Origin of the sequence: Xanthomonas hortorum (assembly GCF_011305375.1) — a bacterium.
Taxonomy (GTDB): Bacteria; Pseudomonadota; Gammaproteobacteria; order Xanthomonadales; family Xanthomonadaceae; genus Xanthomonas; species Xanthomonas hortorum_E.
This window is the reverse complement of record NZ_VCME01000017.1, coordinates 51613-70245: the sequence shown is the minus strand read 5'-3', so window position 1 is coordinate 70245 and position 18633 is coordinate 51613. Positions and strand designations below refer to the sequence as shown.

The window sequence follows — 18633 nt, the reverse complement described above, 5'->3', positions numbered from 1 at the left end:
CGGCATCCATGCCGCGTAAGGTCCCGCGACGGTGAGCGGGCAAGGACCAGTCGAGAGGGTCGGTGTGCAGAGTGCAAGCAAAGCACGACCTGCGTTGTTTGGATAACGGCGCGTCCGCTCAGCTTCCCAAAACAAGCCGAGCAACGGACAAACTCTTAATAAAACAACCGACTGACTGTCTGGTGCGGTGTCCTCACCGCTTGCGGGACCATGTGGCGGCATGGATGCCGCCACTGAGCCTCCACGGACGGATTTACGGCGTGTCCCGCAAGCGGTGAGGACACCGCGCCCGCGACCACCCAGGCGTTTGACTTAAACCCCGGATTGCGCCTCAACGACGCCACTGTTCGAAGTCTTGATTACTCGGCCTTGCTCAGCTTCAACGCGGTTTCCAGCAACAGGAACAGGCGGCGCACTTCGGCGCTCATCAGCGCGAAGCGCGCATCGAGTTCGGCGCGTGCGCCGTCGTCGTCGCTGTGTTCGAGCTGGTCCAGTGCGCCGTCGAGGAACTTGAGCTTGCGGATCACCAGATCGTCGCCGAGCACGAACGACAGATTGTCGTCCAGCACCAGCGCCAGCTTGGTGACCTGCTTGCCGGATTCCAGGTGCTTGTCGATCTCCTCGCCGCGCAGTTCCTGGTGCTGGCACTTGACCACCGCGCCGCCTTCGATCGGATCCTTCATCTCGCATTCTTCGCCCAGGCTCAGGCCTTCGGGCAAGGGCTCGCCGGCGATCCAGCCGGTGAGGATGGCGCGCGGTGCGACTTCGGCATTCAACGGCAGCGCCGGGAAGCTGCCGAGCGCGCCGCGGATCTCGCTCATCACGTTCTCGCCGCTCTTGCGGCTGGAGCTGTTGACCGCGATGTAGCCGTGCTGCAGATCCAGGATGGCATCGGTGCGCGAGCTCTTGACGAAGGCGCGCGGCAACAGCTCATGGATCAGGTCGTCCTTCAGGCGCTTGCGGGCCTTGCCGCCGGGGCGACGGCCTTCCTTCTCTTCGATCTCGGCGACCTTGCGCTCGAGCAGATCGTTGACTACCGCGCCGGGCAGGATCTTGTCCTCGCCACCGACGGTGAGCCAGAGGAAATCTTCCAGACGATGCGAGAGCACTTCCTGCTCATCGCGGCCGAACGGGGAGATGAAACCACGCGAGCTCATTTCCAGTGGGCCGACCGGCTTGAGCTGCACTTGCGGCAGCAGCGTGTCGATTTCGGAAAAATCCAGCGTGGTCGGAAAGCGAAACAAGGTGAGATTGCGAAAGAACATGCGTAAGACCGAAGAGGAGGAAACGTGGAGGGTGGAAGACGGACGGCGGCCGGACGGGCCGCGTCAGTCGCTATCGTGTGTGATATCGCTTGCGGCGAGCCAGGCGTTGGAGTCGGGATCGGGCGGTGCTGCCTCATTGCGGCGGCCCAGCGACAGGAAATCGAACAGCGTGCGGTCGGCCAGTTGCTCGGGCCGCACATCGCCCAGCGCGCGGGCGATCTGTTCGACCCGCCCGGGCTGCTCGCGATCCCACTGCTGCAACATGCGGCCGACCTGCTGGCGCTGCAAATTTTCCTGGCTGCCGCACAGGTTGCACGGAATGATGGGGAACTGGCGCGCCTGCGCGTAGGCGGCGATGTCGGCTTCACGCACATAGGCCAGCGGGCGGATCACCACATGCTGGCCATCGTCGCTGCGCAGCTTGGGCGCCATTGCCGCGAGCCGGGCGTGGTGAAACAGGTTCATGAAGAACGTGGCCACGATGTCGTCGCGATGATGGCCGAGCGCGATCTTGGTCACGCCATGCGCCTGCGCATAGGCATACAGCGCGCCGCGTCGCAGCCGCGAGCACAACGAACACATGGTCTTGCCGGCCGGAATCACCCGGCTGACCACCGAATAGGTGTCCTGCTCGACGATGTCGAACGGCACGTCCAGACCGCGCAGATAGCTCGGCAACACGTAGGCAGGGAAGTCCGGCTGCTTCTGGTCCAGATTCACCGCCACCAGGGTGAACGGCACCGGCGCCTTGCGCTGCAGGTGCAGCAGCATGTCCAGCAAGGTGTAGCTGTCCTTGCCGCCGGACAGGCACACCATGATCTTGTCGCCGGCGGTGATCATGCCGAAATCGGCAATCGCCTGCCCCACCTGGCGCTGCAGGCGTTTACCCAGGCGCAGCTGCTCACGCTGCAACCGCTGGCGCGGGTCGCGCGGCGCAGGGTCGGCCAGGGGTTGCGGCAGCGGCAGGACAGCGGTCATAAGCCGGCCATTGTAGCTGCCCCGCGCGCGGCGGGCCGGAGCACGGCGCGTGCGGCTGAATGAGCGGTCAGTTGCTTGTAGGTGGGGCGTGCTGCGGTCGTTCGCCGTGCCGCATGGCTAGCGAGCCCATCACGGCTGCGCGGTGCGCCGCGAGGCCGGTTGCACGGCGGACATCTCGCAGCGCAGCAAGCCTTTCTGCGCCGGGCTGGGTAAAGTCCGGCAGACCGCTTCACTCGGGATCGGCATGGCATCTTCGGCTTCGCTGCATGGCGCGGCTTTTTTCAGTCGCGATTTTGGTAGCGCTAACATTTGCAGGAGTTCGACCGCATGAGCAACACCGTCTACATCGGCGCGAAAGAATATTTCCCCGGCATCGGCAAGATCGGCTTCGAAGGCCGCGACTCTGACAACCCGCTGGCCTTCAAGGTTTACGACGCCAACAAGCAGATCGGCGACAAGACCATGGCCGAGCATCTGCGCTTTGCGGTGGCCTACTGGCACAGCTTCTGCGGCAACGGCGCCGATCCGTTCGGCCCGGGCACGCGTGCGTATCCGTGGGATGTGGGCGCTACCGCGCTCAATCGTGCCGAAGCCAAGGCCGATGCCGCGTTCGAATTCTTCACCAAGCTCGGCGTGCCGTACTACTGCTTCCACGACATCGACCTGTCGCCGGATGCCGATGACATCGGTGAGTACGAAAGCAACCTCAAGCACATGGTCGGCATCGCCAAGCAGCGCCAGGCCGACACCGGCGTCAAGCTGTTGTGGGGTACGGCGAATCTGTTCTCGCACCCGCGCTACATGAATGGTGCGTCGACCAATCCGGACTTCAATGTGGTCGCGCGTGCAGCGGTGCAGGTCAAGGCCGCGATCGATGCCACCGTGGAACTGGGCGGCGAAAACTATGTGTTCTGGGGCGGTCGCGAAGGCTATGCCTGCCTGCACAACACGCAGATGAAGCGCGAGCAGGACAACATGGCGCGCTTCCTCACCCTGGCACGCGACTATGGCCGTGCGATCGGGTTCACCGGCAACTTCCTGATCGAGCCCAAGCCGATGGAACCGATGAAGCACCAGTACGACTTCGACAGCGCCACCGTGATCGGCTTCCTGCGCCAGCACGGCCTGGATCAGGATTTCAAGCTCAATATCGAAGCCAACCACGCCACGCTCTCGGGTCACAGCTTCGAGCATGACTTGCAGGTCGCCTCCGATGCCGGCCTGCTCGGCAGCATCGATGCCAACCGCGGCAATCCGCAGAACGGCTGGGACACCGATCAGTTCCCGACCGACCTGTACGACACCGTCGGCGCGATGCTGGTGGTGCTGCGTCAGGGCGGGCTGGCGCCGGGCGGTCTGAATTTCGATGCCAAGGTGCGGCGTGAATCGTCCGATCCGCAGGACCTGTTCCTGGCCCACATCGGCGGCATGGACGCGTTCGCACGCGGCCTGGAAGTGGCCAATGCGTTGCTGACGTCTTCGCCGTTGGAGCAGTGGCGCGCCGAGCGTTACGCCAGCTTCGACAGCGGCGCCGGTGCGGCATTTGCCGATGGCACCAGCACGTTGGTGGACGTGGCCCAACATGCGGCCGGCAATGAGCCAAAGCAACTCAGTGGCCGCCAGGAAGCCTACGAGAACCTGATCAATCAGTATCTGACGCGTTGATGCTGTGCGGATGATCGTCTGCACACGCGGGCGATCATCTACTGCCTGCGCGCATGACCGCGTGCAGCGTTACGGTTGTTCTGCTGCATCCGGCGCTGCCGGTGCGGCTACCGAATCCCGCTTGACCAGCAGGTGCGCGACCACATGATCGACCATCTTCGCCGTACGCTCCTTGGCACGAATCGTCTTCAACAGGATATCCAGTGCGGCGTCGGCCATGGCGGCGATGGGCTGCTGCACGGTGGTGAGTTCGGGCCACACTGCGGTGGCGGCAGAAGTATCGTCGAAACCGACCACCGACAGATCGCGCGGCACATCCAGCCCGCGCCGGTGCGCGACCGAGATGGCAGCGGCGGCCATATCGTCGTTGCTGGCGAAGATCGCGCTGGGGCGGCGTTTGCGCGCCAGCAGTTTTTCCGCAGCGACCAGACCCGACTTGTAGGTGTAGTCGCCCGGCTGCACCAGATGCCGATCCAGCCGCAAGCCGGCATCGGACAGCGCCGCTTGAAAGCCTTCGAAACGGCGTGCGCTGGCGGACAGATTGGGATGCCCGGCGATGTAACCGATACGCGTATGCCCCTGCGCGATCAGATGCTCGGTGATCTCCTTTGCCGCGGCGAATTCGTCGATGCGCACGCAGGCCACATCCGGGCTGAAATGGTTGGAGGCGATCGCCACCACCGGCACCTTGGCGCGTACCAGTTCCAAGACCGCGGCCTTGGATTCGCACAGCGGCGGCGGCAGGATCACCCCGGCCACGCCCTTGGCGAGCTTGCGTGCGGCCTTGCGTTCGGCATCGGCATCCAGGTCGTCCCAGCAATCGATCACCAACTGGATCGAGGTGCGCGAGGCCACCCGCAAAACGCCCAGCAACAACTCGCGCAAGTAAGCACCGCTGGGGTCGCTATAGATCAACGCGATGCGCAGGCTCTGCGCGGCGGCAAGCGCGCTGGCGGCCAGGTTGGGCGTGTAACCGAGCTTGTCCACCGCGCGCAGCACGCGCGCACGGGTGGCATCGCGCACGCTGCCGTTGTTGTTGACCACGCGCGAGACCGTCATCGGCGAGACCTTCGCCAGCGCCGCCACCTCATTGATGGTGATCGCGCGGCTGGTGCGGCGGACCGATTTCCTGACCTTCTCCAAGCGTGGCCTCTTCAAGTGGGTGGCGAATCTACACGATGCACACATGCTGCAGTGAGAACGCAAGCGCCGCATGCATGCGTGACGATGCGAGGCATGGTACCGGGAAGCAGGCACAGCGGCGATACACGGCTGCGTGCGTTCGCGCCGATGGAGCATGCCGCATGAGTAGGCGTTTGACTGGTCGCCGCGTCGCGGATTGCCGCGCGTTCTCATGGCAGTGGTTGCTGGCAATGTTGCTGCTGTGCGGGTTGGCGCTGGCCAGTACCAGTGCGCAAGCCGACGATGGCTATGATTTATGGTTGCGCTACCAACCGCTGGCCAATGCGGCGCAGCTGCGTGATAGCGCGAGCGAATTGATCGTCGCTGGTGACTCGCCGAGCCTGCACGCAGCGCGGGACGAGTTGCAGAGTGGGCTGTCGGGCCTGCTTGGCAGCGCGCCGCGGTCGGCCACTACGATTACCCGCGATGGTGCGATTGTGTTGGGTGCCGCCACGGCGCCGCAGATCGCTGCATTGAAGCTGGAAACCACGCGCCTGGGCCGCGAGGGGTATCTGATTCGCAGCGTCAGCGTGGGCGGGCATCGCATCACCGCCATCGTCGGCGGCAGCGACATCGGCGCGTTGTACGGGACGTTTCACTTCCTGCGCCTGCTGCAGACCGGCCAATCGCTCGCCGCGCTGAATGTGCGTGAGTCGCCGCGGCTGCAGCTGCGCATGCTCAATCATTGGGATAACCTGGATGGCGTGGTCGAGCGTGGCTATGCCGGTGCCTCGTTATGGAACTGGCAGACCCTGCCCGGCTATCTGGACCCGCGCTACACCGATTACGCACGTGCCAATGCATCGCTGGGCATCAATGGCACTGTGCTCAACAACGTCAATGCCAAGGCATGGAGCCTGACACCGCAGTATCTGGACAAGGCAGCAGCACTCGCAAATGTGTTTCGCCCCTACGGCATTCGTGTATTTCTCAGCGCGCGCTTCAGTGCGCCGATCGAAATCGGCGGCCTGAAGACCGCCGACCCGCTGGATCCGCAGGTGCAGCAATGGTGGCGTGACACGGCCGACGCGATCTACGCACGCATTCCGGATTTTGGCGGTTTTCTCGTCAAGGCTAATTCCGAAGGCCAACCCGGCCCGCAGGATTACGGGCGCAGCCATGCAGATGGCGCGAATCTGCTGGCCGATGCGCTGGCGCCGCATGGCGGTGTGGTGATGTGGCGCGCGTTCGTCTATTCGCATGAGCAGCCGGACGATCGCGCCAAGCAGGCGTATAGCGAGTTCGTGCCGCTGGATGGACGATTCCGCGACAACGTGATCGTGCAGGTCAAGAACGGGGCGATCGACTTCCAGCCGCGCGAGCCGTTCCATCCGCTGTTCGGCGCGATGCGCAAGACGCCGTTGATGCCGGAGTTTCAGATCACCAAGGAGTACCTGGGCTTTTCGACGCATCTGGCCTACCTGGGCACGCTGTTTGCCGAAACCCTGCAGGCCGATACCTATGCGCGCGGCAAGGGCTCGACCGTGGCCAGGACCGTGGATGGCTCGCTCTTCAACGACACGCAACGCACGCGGCTGACCGGCATTGCCGGCGTGGCCAACATCGGTGCGGACCGCAACTGGAGCGGCTCGATCTTCGATCAGGCCAACTGGTATGCGTACGGGCGGCTGGCCTGGAACCCGGACCTGTCGCCGCAGACGATCGCGCAGGAATGGGTGCGCATGACGTTTTCCAACGATGCTGCCGTGTTCACGCCCGTGGTCGACATGATGCTGCGCTCGCGCGAAGCGGTGGTGGACTACATGACCCCGCTCGGCCTGCATCATCTGATGGGACGCGGCCATCACTACGGCCCGGCACCGTGGGATGCAGGCAGCGAGCGCCCGGATTGGGACCCGGTGTATTACCACCGCGCCGACCGCAACGGGATCGGCTTCGACCGCAGTGCCAGCGGCAGCAATGCGGTGGCGCAATACGCTAAGCCGGTGGCGCGGGTGTTCGGCGATGTGCAGCGCGTGCCCGAGCGCGATCTGCTGTGGTTCCACCATGTGCCCTGGGACCACCGCATGGCATCGGGGCGGCCGTTGTGGGACGAGCTGGTGTGGCATTACGACCATGGCGTGGACGAGGTGCGTGCCATGCGAACCACCTGGCAGAGCCTTGCGGGCAAGATCGATGCGCCGCGTTACCAGCAGGTGGCGAACTTCCTGGCGATCCAGCAGGACGAAGCGCAGTGGTGGCGCGATGCCAGTATCGCCTACTTCCAGAGCGTGTCCGGTCGGCCGTTGCCTGCCGGCACGGCGCCACCGGCGCATCCGTTGACGTATTACCAGGCATTGAAATTTCCATATGCGCCGGGGAATCCGAAATGAGCCTGCGTACGTTGACGGTTGTCATGGCGGCGCTCTCGGCATCGCTGCTGCCGCGCCTGGCGCAGGCGGCCGATGCGCCGCTGCTGCATGCATTGTTTCAGGAACATGTGGTGCTGCAGCGCGATGCGCCGATCCGCGTATGGGGCGATGCACCACCTGGCGCGCGCATCACAGTGCAACTGGCTGCACAACAGGTGCAGGCACGCGCAGATCGGCAAGGCCATTGGCAAGCGCGCCTGCCTGCGCACGCCGCTGGCGGCCCGTACACCTTGAGCGCACGCACGAATAAGGGCGTGGCACAGCAGGTCAACGACGTGCTGATCGGCGATGTGTGGCTGTGCTCTGGGCAGTCCAATATGGAATTGCAGGTGCATCGCACATTGGATTCGCGCAGCGAGATTGCCGATGCCGATAACCCGCGCATCCGCATGTTCAAGGTGCCGGCGCAGTCCAGCCCGACGCCGCAGCGCAGCTTCGGTAGCGATGCGGCGTGGCAGCTCACCACGCCGGAGACAGTGAAGGAGTTCTCCGCCGCCTGTTACTACTTCGCGCGTGAGTTACAGAAGACCGTCGATGTGCCGATGGGCTTGATCAACGCCTCGTGGGGCGGCTCGCAACTGCAGGCCTGGATCGGCGAGAACGCATTGCGTGCTGCCGGCGACGATGGCCCGGCACTGGATGTGCTGGCCCGTTACGCACGCGACCCGGTGGATGCCGCACCACTTTGGGGCGAGCTGTGGGAGGCGTGGTGGCATGCGCACGGCGAAGGCGAGCCCTGGCAACCGGATGCGCCGGGCACGTGGCAAACAGCACCGGCCGCGCTGGGTGCGTGGGACGACTGGGGCGTGCCGCAGTTGGTCGGTTTTAACGGCATGGTCTGGTATCGCACCAGCATCGAGTTGACCCAGGCGCAGGCCGCGCAAGACGCCACCTTGCTGCTGGGGCCGGTGGACGAGCTGGACCAGACCTGGGTCAACGGGCACGGCGTGGGCAGCAGTTACGGCGCCGATCAGCCGCGTCGCTACAGCTTGCCGCGCGGACACCTGCATGCCGGGCGCAACAGCATCGTACTCAACGTGCTCAACACCTATCGGCGCGGTGGGCTGCTGGGCGATGCGCAATCGCGTGCGCTGCAGTTTGCCGATGGCAGCACACTAGCGCTGGCCGCGCCCTGGCAGTACCGCATCGTGCCGCCGCAACTGGGCTCGCCACCGCGCGCACCGTGGTCGTCGGCGGCCGGGCTGACCACCTTGTACAACGGCATGATCGCCCCGCTCGGCCAGCTCGGCCTGCGTGGCGTGCTGTGGTACCAGGGCGAATCCAATGCTGGCGATGCAGCGCATTACCCGGCCTTGCTCACGGCCTGGCAACGCGATTGGCGGCAACGCTTTGGTGCGCAGTTGCCGCTGCTGATCGTGCAGCTTGCCAACTATGGCGCGCCGCCCACGCAGCCGGTCGAAAGCGGTTGGGCGCAACTGCGCGAAGCACAGCGCCGCTTCGTCGCCAACGATGCGAACGCAGGCCTGGCGGTGGCCATCGATATCGGCGACCGCTACGACATCCATCCGGCCAACAAGCAGGAACTGGGCCGGCGCCTGGCGCGTGCGGCGCGACATGTGGTGTATGGCGAGGCAATTGCACCTTCCGGCCCGGTGCCGCGCAGCGTGCGGCGTGACGGCGACGCACTGCGCATCGACTTCGACGACGTCGACACCGCATTGCTGAGCTACAGCGCCGATGCACCGATCGGCTTCGAAGTGTGTGGTGCTGCACCCGGCAGTTGCCGCTATGCCGCTACCACCTTGCGCGAGCGCGCCATCGGCCTGCGCATCCCTGCCGGCCTGGATGCCACACGCGTGCGCTACTGCTGGGCCGACAGCCCGGTCTGCACGCTTTACGACCGCAGCGGCCTGGCCGCCGGCCCGTTCGAACTCCCCGTCACTGCCGCTTCTTCCCCATGAGCGAGACCCCGATGTCACAGACTCCCGACTCCCCTGCTCCGCTGCAAGGCTCGGCCCGCGATCGCGAGATCGTCGAGGCGCGGGTCATCGTCACCTGCCCCGGGCGCAACTTCGTCACCTTGAAGATCCGCACGCGCTCGGGCATCACCGGCTTGGGCGATGCCACGCTCAATGGCCGCGAACTGGCGGTGGCGGCGTACCTGCAGGAACACCTGGTGCCGAACCTGATCGGCCGCGATGCGGGCCGTATCGAAGACATCTGGCAGTTCTTCTACCGCGGCGCGTACTGGCGCCGCGGCCCGGTGACGATGAGCGCGATCGCCGCGGTGGATGTGGCGCTGTGGGACATCCTGGGCAAGATGGCCGGCATGCCGTTGTATCAGTTGCTCGGCGGGCGCTCGCGCGAGGGCGCTTTGGTCTACGGCCATGCCAACGGCCGCGATATTGCCGAAACCAGCGAGGAAGTCGGTCGCTTTCGCGAGCTCGGCTTCATCGCCATCCGCGCGCAGTGCGGCGTGCCCGGCATCAAGAAGACCTACGGTATTTCCAGCGGCGGCAAACCCTACGAACCGGCCGAAAGCGAGCTGCCGACCGAAACGGTGTGGTCCACGCCACGCTATCTCGGCGTGGTGCCAAAATTGTTTGAGCAACTGCGCAACGATCATGGCGATGAGATTGAGCTGCTGCACGATGCGCACCACCGGCTCACCCCGATCGAAGCCGCCCGCCTGGGCCGAGACCTGGAGCCGTACCGGCTGTTCTGGCTGGAAGACGCCACGCCTGCCGAGAACCAGCGCGCGTTCGAAGTGATTCGCCAGCACACAGTCACACCACTGGCGGTGGGCGAGGTGTTCAATTCGATCTGGGATTGCAAGCATCTGATCGAGCAGCAGTTGATCGACTACATCCGCACTACCATTGTGCATGCCGGTGGCATCACCCATGTGCGCCGGCTGGCCGATTTCGCCGCGCTGCATCAGGTGCGCACCGGCTTCCACGGTGCCACCGATCTGTCGCCGGTGTGCATGGGCGCGGCGTTGCACTTCGACACGTGGGTGCCCAACTTTGGCATCCAGGAGTACATGTTCCATTCCGACGAAGCCAATGCGGTCTTTCCGCACGATTACGTCTTTCGCGATGGCCGCCTGCACTGCGGCGAAACGCCGGGGCATGGCGTGGAGATCGACGAAACCCTAGCGGCGAAGTATCCCTACGTGCCCAAGCAGTTGCCGGTTGCGCGGCTGGAAGACGGCGCGATGTGGGACTGGTGATGCGCCTGCTGCCGGCCCCGCTTGCGACACTGCTGATTGCCGTGGCCGCGCCTGCAAATGTGCAGGCGCAAGTGCAAGCGGACGTCGCCTTCGATTGGTTCGACTATCGTGGCGAGGATGCGGTGTTCGCCACGCCATTGCCGGCCGGCCATTACCGCAACCCGGTGCTGGCCGGGTTCTACCCGGACCCCAGCGTGACGCGCGTGGGCGAGCGCTACTACCTGGTCAACTCCACCTTTGCGTATTTCCCTGCGATCCCGGTGTTCGAGAGCAGCGATCTTGTGCACTGGACGCAGATCGGCAACGTGGTCGAGCGCCGCGAGCAGTTGAATTACGATGGCCTGGGCGTCTCGCGCGGCATGTTCGCCGCCAGCATTCGCCATCACGACGGGCACTTCTATGTGGTGGGTACCTCGGTCGATAGTGGCGGCAACTTCATCGCCAGTGCCAGCAATCCTGCAGGTCCATGGTCGCAATTGACGTGGTTGCCGAGCATCGACGGCATCGACCCGTCGTTGTTCTTCGACACCGATGGCAGTGCATATCTGCTCAACAACGGCCCGCCGGAAGGCACGCCGTTGTACGAAGGCCATCGCGCGATCTGGATGCAGCGCTTCGACCTCGCCAGCAATCAGCCGACCGGCCCGCGCAAGGTACTGCTCAACGGCGGCGTGGATCTGGCCAGCAAGCCGATCTGGATCGAAGGCCCGCACCTGTATCAACGCGACGGCTGGTATTACCTGTCGTGTGCCGAAGGCGGCACCGGGCCGCAGCATTCGCAAGTGGTGCTGCGCAGTCGCAACGTGTGGGGCCCGTATGTCGCCTCACCGCACAATCCGATCCTGACCCAACGCGACCTGCCGGCCGAGCGCGCGCACCCGATCAGCAATGCCGGCCATGTGGATCTGGTGGACACACCGGATGGGCAATGGTGGGCGGTGTTTCTGGCCAGCCGCCCGTATGCGGGCGAGCGCTACAACACCGGGCGCGAAACCTTTTTGCTGCCGGTGCAATGGCAAGATGGCTGGCCGCAGATCCTGCCGGCCGGCGAGCCGATTCCATATAGCGCACAGAGCCCGCGCGCCATGAAAACACCGGCCAATCAAACGCCGTTGTCGGGCAACTTCACGTGGCGCGACGACTTTGCCAGCACCTCGCTACAGCGCGAATGGCTCTATTTGCGTGTGCCCAAACAGGATGTGGCCGACCTGCGCGCACGCATCGGTTGGTTGACACTGCATGCCAGTGCACACGGCCTGGACAGCACCGCCACACCGGCCTTCCTGGCACGTCGCCAGCAACACACGCGCTTTACTGCGAGTACCGCGTTGGCGGTGCCTAGGCAGGCCGGTGTCAGTGCCGGGCTCGCCGCCTTTCAAAATTCCAACGCGTGGTATGCACTCGGCGTACGACGCAACGGAGATGTGCTGGAAGTATTTGTGGACAAGCGCGATGGCGTACAAACCACAACGCTCGCACGCATCCGCATACCGGCAACCACACAGTTGCGCCTGCAGATCAGCGGCGACGGCGGCGCCTACAGCTTCGCCTTCGATGCCGATGGTCGCGGCTGGCAATCGCTGCGCCGCAACGATGATGCGGGCATGCTCAGCACCGCACAGGCCGGCGGCTTCGTCGGCAGCATGATCGGGCCTTTTGCCCAGCTGGAACCGGACCGCACCAAGGAGGACTGACCATGCATTCGCACTTCGCACCATCCGTTGCTCGCACACCCCGTGCACGCGCACGCAGCGTGCTGCTGGCGATTGCACTTGTCGCAACCACTGGGCAGGCCGCAACGCCACCGCCGTATCTGGACACGCAACGCCCCTTCGACGCGCGCGCTGCCGATCTGGTGTCGCGCATGACGCTGGAAGAAAAGGCCGCGCAGATGCAGAACGCCGCCCCGGCGATCCCGCGCCTGCAGGTGCCCGAATACGATTGGTGGAACGAAGCGCTGCACGGCGTGGCGCGTGCCGGCGGCGCCACTGTATTTCCGCAGGCGATTGGCCTGGCCGCCACCTTCGACACGCCATTGATGGCTGAGGTCGCCACTGCCATCAGCGACGAAGCGCGCGCCAAGCATCATGCCTTCCTCGCGCGCGGCGAGTACAAGCGCTATCAGGGGCTCACCTTCTGGTCGCCCAACATCAATATCTTTCGCGACCCGCGCTGGGGCCGCGGGCAGGAAACCTATGGCGAAGATCCGTTCCTCACCGCGCGCATGGGCGTGACCTTCGTACAAGGTCTGCAGGCGCAGCAAGGTCAGTATCGCAAGCTCGATGCCACCGCCAAACACTTCGCCGTGCACAGCGGGCCGGAGGCCGACCGTCATCACTTCGATGTGCATCCCAGCGAGCGCGATCTGCACGAAACCTATCTGCCTGCATTTCAAGCCCTGGTGCAGGAAGGCAAGGTCGCCGCGGTGATGGGCGCCTACAATCGCGTCAATGGCGAATCCGCCTCGGCCAGCACGCGGCTGGAAGGCATCCTGCGCCGCGAGTGGGGCTTCGACGGCTACATCGTCAGCGACTGCGCGGCGATCCGCGATATCTGGCAGAACCACAAGATCGTGCCCACGCCCGAAGCCGCCGCCGCGCTCGGCGTCAAGCACGGCACCGATCTGGATTGCGGCGATACCTATGCCGCGTTGCCGGCCGCAGTGCGTGCCGGTTTGATCGACGAGGCCACCATCGATACCGCGCTCAAGCGCCTGATGACCACGCGCATGCGCTTAGGCATGTTCGACCCGCCGGCCAAGGTGCCGTGGGCGCAGATTCCCGCATCAGCCAATCAATCGCCGCAGCACGATGCACTGGCACGCCGCACCGCGCGCGAATCGCTGGTACTGCTGAAAAACGACGGCGTGCTGCCGCTCAACCCCACGCTCAAGCGCATCGCCGTGATCGGCCCCACCGCCGACGACCCGATGTCGCTGCTGGGCAATTACTACGGCACCCCGGCTGCGCCGGTCACCATCCTGCAAGGCATCCGCGATGCGGCGCCGCAGGCCGAGGTGGTGTATGCACGCGGCAGCGATCTGGTGGAAGGACGCGAAGACCCCAACGCCGCCGCACCGATCGACACGCGCTATCTGCGCCCGGCGCCAGATGCCAAACAGAACGGACTCACCGGCGAATATTTCAAGGGCCGCAGCTTGGCCGGCCAACCGGTACTGACCCGCATCGACCCACGCATCGCCTTCCGTTGGGATCGCAACGCACCCACCGACGATGCGGTGGGCCGTGGCGAGTTGCATGCCGACCGCGCGCTCGACAAGGACGACTTCAGCGTGCGCTGGCATGGCCAGTTGCTGCCACCGGTGTCGGGCAACTACGAGTTGCAAGTGGCCGCCGACGATGGCGTGCGCCTGTATCTGGACGGCAAGTTGCTCATCGATCAATGGAGCGAAGCCCCGCGCATGCGCAGCGGCAATGCCAGCGTCGCCTTGGAAGGCGGCAAAGCCTACGACTTGCGTGTGGAATATTTTGAAGCCACCCGCGATGCCGGCGTGCGGCTGGCCTGGCGCATGCCCGGCGCCAAGCCACCGCTGCAAGAAGCGGTGGACGCCGCCCGCAATGCGGAGGTGGTGGTGTTCGTCGGCGGCCTCACCGGCGATGTCGAAGGCGAAGAGATGGACGTCAACTATCCCGGCTTTGCCGGTGGCGACCGCACCGACACGCGCCTACCCAAACCGCAGCGCGAGTTGCTGCAGGCACTGCAGGCCACCGGCACGCCGGTCGTCGCGGTGCTGACCACCGGCTCGGCGCTGGCGATCGACTGGGCGCAGCAACACGTGCCGGCCATCCTGCTGGCCTGGTACCCCGGCCAACGCGGCGGCAGCGCGGTGGGCGATGTGCTGTTCGGCCAGGCCAGTCCCGGCGGCCGCTTGCCGATCACCTTCTACAAGGAAGACGAGCGCCTGCCCGCCTTCGACGACTACGCCATGCGCGGCCGCACCTATCGCTATTTCCAGGGCAAGCCGCTGTACCCATTCGGGCACGGCCTGTCGTACACGCAGTTCGCCTATTCCGACCTGCGCCTGGATCGCAGCACGGTCGCTGCAGATGGCACGCTCACCGCAACGGTCACCTTGAAAAACACCGGCCAACGCGCAGGCGATGAAGTGGTGCAGCTGTATCTGCATCCGCTCAAGCCGCAACGCGAACGCGCCATCAAGGAACTGCACGGCTTCCAGCGCATCACCCTGCAACCCGGCGAACAACGGCAGCTGCGCTTCACCATCAAGCCGCAAGACGCCCTACGTATCTACGACGAGCAACGCAAGGCCTACGCGGTGGACCCAGGCGCCTACGAGCTGCAGATCGGCGCCTCAAGCGCAGACATCCGCAGCAAACAACGCTTCACCGTCACCGACGAGTAATCGCGCCCCAAGAAACCGCCGCGAAAAGCCCCTCTCCAGCCGGGAGAGGGGTTGGGGTGAGGGTACGGCTACCACGCGAACGTGCAGCACCCACTATTCCAAACAAACCATGCCAATCCCACAACTCTCCCTAGCCACTCTTCCCCACCTACCCAAAACAATCCTAAGACCCAACTACCACCCAACAACAACCACCATCGGCATCGTCCACCTAGGCGCAGGCGCCTTCCATCGCGCCCACCAAGCCGTCTACATCGACGACTTACTCGCGCATGACCCCACCTGGGCCATCAGCGCCGTCTCGCTACACAGCCCATACGTGCGCGACGCCCTACGCCCACAAGACGGCCTCTACACCCTCGCCCTGCTCGACGAACACCCGCAACTGCGCATCATCGCCGCCATCCGCGAAGTGCTGTGCGCCGCCGACGAACAAGCCGCCGTGCTCGCACGCCTGTCAGATCCTGCCGTGCGCCTGGTCACCCTCACCATCACCGAAAAAGGCTATTGCCTGGCCGGCGACACGCTAGACCTCAACCACCCCGACATCGCGCACGACATCGCCAACCCCGCCACCCCACGCAGCGCCATCGGCTATCTCGTCGCCGGCCTGCAACAACGCAGGCAGCAAGGCACCGCGCCCTTCACCGCACTCAGCTGCGACAACCTGCCAGACAACGGCAGACTGCTACGCCGCGCGGTATTGCTGCTCGCACAGCAAAACGATCCCGCGCTTGCGGATTGGATCGACCGGCACGTCAGCTTCCCGCGCTCGATGGTCGACAGCATCACTCCCGCCACTGACGACGCATTGCGCGCAAACGTGCAAACACAAACCGGCCTGCACGACGCCTGGCCCATCCAGCGCGAGCGCTACAGCCAATGGGTGATCGAAGACCGCTTCTGCAACGGCCGCCCCGCGTTCGAACGCGCAGGCGTGATTCTCAGCGACGACATCGCCGGCCACGCACGCGCCAAACTGCGCCTGCTCAACGCCCCGCACTCCGCACTCGCCTATCTAGGCAGCCTGCTGGAGTTGGAGACCGTCGCAGACGCCATGCATCACCCGCAACTGGCCGCCTTTGTCAAAACCCTGATGCGCGAAGACATCGCCCCCACCCTGCAACCGATGCAAGGCTTCGACCCGCAGCACTATAGCGACGCCATCCTCGCCCGCTTCCGCAACCCCGCCATCCGCCACCTGCTCGCCCAGATCGCCTGGGATGGCTCGCAGAAGATTCCCGTGCGCCTGCTCACCGCCATCGGCGACGCATTGGATGCCGGGCGACGGATCGACCGGCTCTGCCTGCCGGTCGCGGCGTGGTTGCACTTCGTACGCAGGCAGGCACGCAATGACGTGACCTTGATCGATCCGTTGGGCGAGGTGCTGAGTAATATCGGGCGCGACGCAACCGGCGATGCCATCCACGACCTGGCAGCGTTTCTCACTCTCGACGCCGTATTTGCTCCGCTCTCTGGCAATGCACGCTTTGTTGAAGCACTGCAAGCTGCCTACGGTGCTCTGGGCAGAGCAACACCAGCAGAGATAAACCGGATGATCGATTCGAGGTGATGCGCAGCAAATGCATCTTTGGCGCCATCGCATGTCAACAGAGTCCGATGCGTAATTTGTGCGATTGTTGGACGCCTACCCGCCGACCACCTGCCCAATCCTAATCAGATTGCCGTTCTCATCCACAATCGCAAACTCACGCATTCCCCAAGGCTTGTCACCGACAGGATCCAGCCGTGGGATGCCACGCGCGGGCAGCTCTGCAACACACATCTCCGCGTGGAGCTCGTCAACATTGCCAACCCGGAGATAGCAACCTGCATAGCAGGCAGCCGGTTCAAGATCCGGATGTGCAAAGAAATGTAGTTCGACATCGCCACGCGTCAGGATCGCGTACCCCGCATCATGTGGATGCGCATCGCCAACGAACCCAAGACGCCGATAAAAGGCGACTGTGTGCGCAATCGATCGGCTAGGCAGCAGCGGAATAGTGCGGTTTGGCGTTTCGGCACTGGAAGTCATTACCACCTCGAATTGGGCTGTAGGATAGTCTCGACGCAGGTTCGATATGCAAGCTCTCGGCGAGTTTTATCAATGAGCGGCAATTGGCCCTAGATGTCAATTTCTCAATTAGCTCTTGGCGTGGATTCCAGCGACGACCACTGCAAGTTGATCCAGAAGAAGTTTCCGATTTCCGCGAGCCCGGTTCACAAACATCGGGCTCGGATGCAGCATCGAATGAATCTCAGCGGATGGCGCAAGACGAGTGACTGCTACCCGCGCCAGCATAGCCTTCTTACCAACTAACACTATCGTGTGGACTGCTGGCAGAAGCGTAAGCAGGTCTGCTAATGCAGGTGCAGCTTGGCCTAGATCTCGCGTCGTCGCTGGACGGATCTTTGTTCCAGACCCGATGTACCACGGCACGATGTTCCAGACGACGGTACGCTTCCGCTCAAGTCCAGCATCCCTATTCAATTGAAAAAAATTCTTGGCCGTTTCATCTGGATTATTTCGAGACACAAAGCCAGTAGCGATGGCTTTGGGTCCTGGAGCTTCGAGAAGGAACAAACACTCAGCGTCCGTGCCGCCATCGAGCGGATCGAAGTACGGAATTCCGTACTCGCTACCCATCTCAAGTCTCAACGACTCGACGTACCCTGTTAGCGCCAGCACATGTGGTTGCTGAAGCATGCCGAAGCGCGCTTGCCTAACCGCAGGAGAAGCAAGTGACTTGGGTGCGTCCATGATATTTGGTTTCGATCAACGCCTGAGTTTGGCTGACTAGCCAGGTGGATTTGACGTACCTCAATATACCAACTGTCTTTCGAACCGTAGGCCTTTCGGGGTCGGGTCGATATCTGTTGACTCACTTCATCGGCAGGTAGCAAGATGAGGGTGCTGCGGCACATTCCGTAGCCGGATTTGACAGTCCGAAACCACAAGGCGCACCAGCGCCCATTGCACGATGTCGGCGCTTTTTCTTTGCCCGATGTCTGCGTTGGGGAGCGTGCCCGCTCTATGGCGGGCGGTGTGCGGAGACCGAAAGGTCTGCCGGTACCTTGTGGCCGGTCTGTCAACCGCATGCCGTCCGCCACCTCGATTGACAGCGATGCGGCGGACTTCCTATCGCACAAGGAGTTCGATATGACCCGTCCCAAAGCAACAGCCCGTGCAAGCTCTGCATCGCCCGCCAAACGCGCCTCCGTTGTGCGCAAGACGGCAAAGCAGAGTCCGGTCTTCACCAGTACTACTGATGAGACATCGATCGATCCATCGCTTGCGCCTACGCCGCCCTTACGCAAACCGTACATCCGCATCCCGGACCAGGTCACCATGAGCCGCCAGCACTACAACGTGCGGCGTGCCGAAGATGTGGTTGGCTGCGCGGTACCCAAGCTGCGGCTGTCCGGGCGTTGGTTGGAGCAGTGCGGTTTTGCTGTCGGCGATGCGCTGCGGGTCACGGTGGGGCGTGGCGTGTTGTTGATCAGCCGCGTGGCGCCCGCTATTCCTGCGGTAAGACCACGCCGAAGGTGACATGCTTTAAGCGCGCGCGCTAATGCCGCGCTTTGCCCCCTTCT

14 protein-coding genes are annotated in these 18633 nt (G+C 64.0%); 9 read left to right on the top strand and 5 right to left on the bottom strand.

The window, feature by feature from the left end; all coding sequences use genetic code 11:
- Nucleotides 1–359 precede the first annotated feature (359 nt).
- Together FFY45_RS15545 and ttcA are read right to left on the bottom strand one after the other, a co-directional pair.
- Entirely contained in the window at nt 360–1265 is a 906-nt protein-coding gene (locus tag FFY45_RS15545) for a recombination-associated protein RdgC (RefSeq protein ID WP_006451137.1), read from the bottom strand.
- 63 nt (nt 1266–1328) lie between these two features.
- A complete protein-coding gene (ttcA, locus tag FFY45_RS15540) occupies nt 1329–2243 on the bottom strand; it encodes a tRNA 2-thiocytidine(32) synthetase TtcA (protein ID WP_176341116.1) in 915 nt (304 codons plus the stop codon).
- Nucleotides 2244–2570: 327 nt separating this feature from the next.
- Between ttcA and xylA the strand changes: the two genes are divergently transcribed.
- Nucleotides 2571–3908 carry a xylose isomerase gene (gene xylA, locus FFY45_RS15535; RefSeq protein ID WP_176341115.1) on the top strand — a complete coding sequence of 446 codons (1338 nt, stop codon included), beginning with the start codon at nt 2571–2573 and terminating at the stop codon, nt 3906–3908.
- Between the two features lie 69 nt (nt 3909–3977).
- Here the strand turns inward: xylA and FFY45_RS15530 are convergent, their stop codons facing one another.
- Nucleotides 3978–4994 carry a LacI family DNA-binding transcriptional regulator gene (locus tag FFY45_RS15530; protein WP_343204110.1) on the bottom strand — a complete coding sequence of 339 codons (1017 nt, stop codon included), beginning with the start codon at nt 4992–4994 and terminating at the stop codon, nt 3978–3980.
- On the opposite strand from FFY45_RS15530, the gene FFY45_RS22360 reads away from it, so the two are divergent.
- From FFY45_RS22360 to FFY45_RS15500, 7 genes are all read left to right on the top strand, one after another.
- Complete coding sequence (locus tag FFY45_RS22360) at nt 4945–5106, top strand: hypothetical protein (RefSeq protein WP_023905715.1); 162 nt, start codon at nt 4945–4947, stop codon at nt 5104–5106. The genes FFY45_RS15530 and FFY45_RS22360 overlap by 50 nt on opposite strands.
- Nucleotides 5107–5281: 175 nt before the next feature.
- Nucleotides 5282–7423: an alpha-glucuronidase family glycosyl hydrolase gene (locus FFY45_RS15525; protein WP_439333544.1), complete on the top strand. Its 2142-nt coding sequence runs from the start codon at nt 5282–5284 to the stop codon at nt 7421–7423.
- Nucleotides 7420–9384, top strand: a complete 1965-nt coding sequence (locus FFY45_RS15520; protein WP_176341112.1) for a sialate O-acetylesterase — start codon at nt 7420–7422, stop codon at nt 9382–9384. The genes FFY45_RS15525 and FFY45_RS15520 overlap by 4 nt, the downstream gene beginning before the upstream one ends.
- A gap of 11 nt (nt 9385–9395) precedes the next feature.
- Complete coding sequence (gene manD, locus FFY45_RS15515) at nt 9396–10655, top strand: D-mannonate dehydratase ManD (RefSeq protein ID WP_176341111.1); 1260 nt, start codon at nt 9396–9398, stop codon at nt 10653–10655.
- Entirely contained in the window at nt 10655–12349 is a 1695-nt protein-coding gene (locus tag FFY45_RS15510) for a glycoside hydrolase family 43 protein (RefSeq protein WP_176341110.1), read from the top strand. The genes manD and FFY45_RS15510 overlap by 1 nt, the downstream gene beginning before the upstream one ends.
- 2 nt (nt 12350–12351) lie before the next feature.
- Entirely contained in the window at nt 12352–15039 is a 2688-nt protein-coding gene (locus FFY45_RS15505) for a glycoside hydrolase family 3 protein (RefSeq protein WP_255171995.1), read from the top strand.
- Between the two features lie 109 nt (nt 15040–15148).
- Nucleotides 15149–16612, top strand: a complete 1464-nt coding sequence (locus FFY45_RS15500) for a mannitol dehydrogenase family protein (RefSeq protein WP_176341109.1) — start codon at nt 15149–15151, stop codon at nt 16610–16612.
- Nucleotides 16613–16687: 75 nt separating this feature from the next.
- Here FFY45_RS15500 and FFY45_RS15495 read toward each other — a convergent pair whose 3' ends face one another.
- Both FFY45_RS15495 and FFY45_RS15490 read right to left on the bottom strand, forming a co-directional pair.
- The gene (locus tag FFY45_RS15495; RefSeq protein WP_176341108.1) at nt 16688–17074 is read right to left on the bottom strand and encodes a bleomycin resistance protein; all 387 of its coding nucleotides are present in this window, start codon (nt 17072–17074) and stop codon (nt 16688–16690) included.
- A gap of 108 nt (nt 17075–17182) precedes the next feature.
- The gene (locus FFY45_RS15490; protein WP_176341107.1) at nt 17183–17800 is read right to left on the bottom strand and encodes a uracil-DNA glycosylase; all 618 of its coding nucleotides are present in this window, start codon (nt 17798–17800) and stop codon (nt 17183–17185) included.
- A gap of 336 nt (nt 17801–18136) precedes the next feature.
- Between FFY45_RS15490 and FFY45_RS22195 the strand changes: the two genes are divergently transcribed.
- Complete coding sequence (locus tag FFY45_RS22195; protein WP_255171994.1) at nt 18137–18589, top strand: SymE family type I addiction module toxin; 453 nt, start codon at nt 18137–18139, stop codon at nt 18587–18589.
- The last annotated feature ends 44 nt before the right edge of the window (nt 18590–18633 follow it).

Excerpts from the sequence above, each read along its gene's own strand:
- manD (WP_176341111.1), top strand. The coding sequence starts at position 9,396 with ATGTCACAGACTCCCGACTCCCCTGCTCCGCTGCAAGGCTCGGCCCGC.
- FFY45_RS15500 (WP_176341109.1), top strand. The coding sequence starts at position 15,149 with ATGCCAATCCCACAACTCTCCCTAGCCACTCTTCCCCACCTACCCAAA.
- FFY45_RS15520 (WP_176341112.1), top strand. The coding sequence starts at position 7,420 with ATGAGCCTGCGTACGTTGACGGTTGTCATGGCGGCGCTCTCGGCATCG.
- FFY45_RS22195 (WP_255171994.1), top strand. The coding sequence starts at position 18,137 with ATGCCGTCCGCCACCTCGATTGACAGCGATGCGGCGGACTTCCTATCG.
- xylA (WP_176341115.1), top strand. The coding sequence starts at position 2,571 with ATGAGCAACACCGTCTACATCGGCGCGAAAGAATATTTCCCCGGCATC.
- FFY45_RS15495 (WP_176341108.1), bottom strand. The coding sequence starts at position 17,074 with ATGACTTCCAGTGCCGAAACGCCAAACCGCACTATTCCGCTGCTGCCT.
- ttcA (WP_176341116.1), bottom strand. The coding sequence starts at position 2,243 with ATGACCGCTGTCCTGCCGCTGCCGCAACCCCTGGCCGACCCTGCGCCG.
- FFY45_RS15545 (WP_006451137.1), bottom strand. The coding sequence starts at position 1,265 with ATGTTCTTTCGCAATCTCACCTTGTTTCGCTTTCCGACCACGCTGGAT.
- FFY45_RS15510 (WP_176341110.1), top strand. The coding sequence starts at position 10,655 with ATGCGCCTGCTGCCGGCCCCGCTTGCGACACTGCTGATTGCCGTGGCC.
- FFY45_RS15505 (WP_255171995.1), top strand. The coding sequence starts at position 12,352 with ATGCATTCGCACTTCGCACCATCCGTTGCTCGCACACCCCGTGCACGC.
- FFY45_RS15525 (WP_439333544.1), top strand. The coding sequence starts at position 5,282 with ATGTTGCTGCTGTGCGGGTTGGCGCTGGCCAGTACCAGTGCGCAAGCC.
- FFY45_RS15490 (WP_176341107.1), bottom strand. The coding sequence starts at position 17,800 with ATGGACGCACCCAAGTCACTTGCTTCTCCTGCGGTTAGGCAAGCGCGC.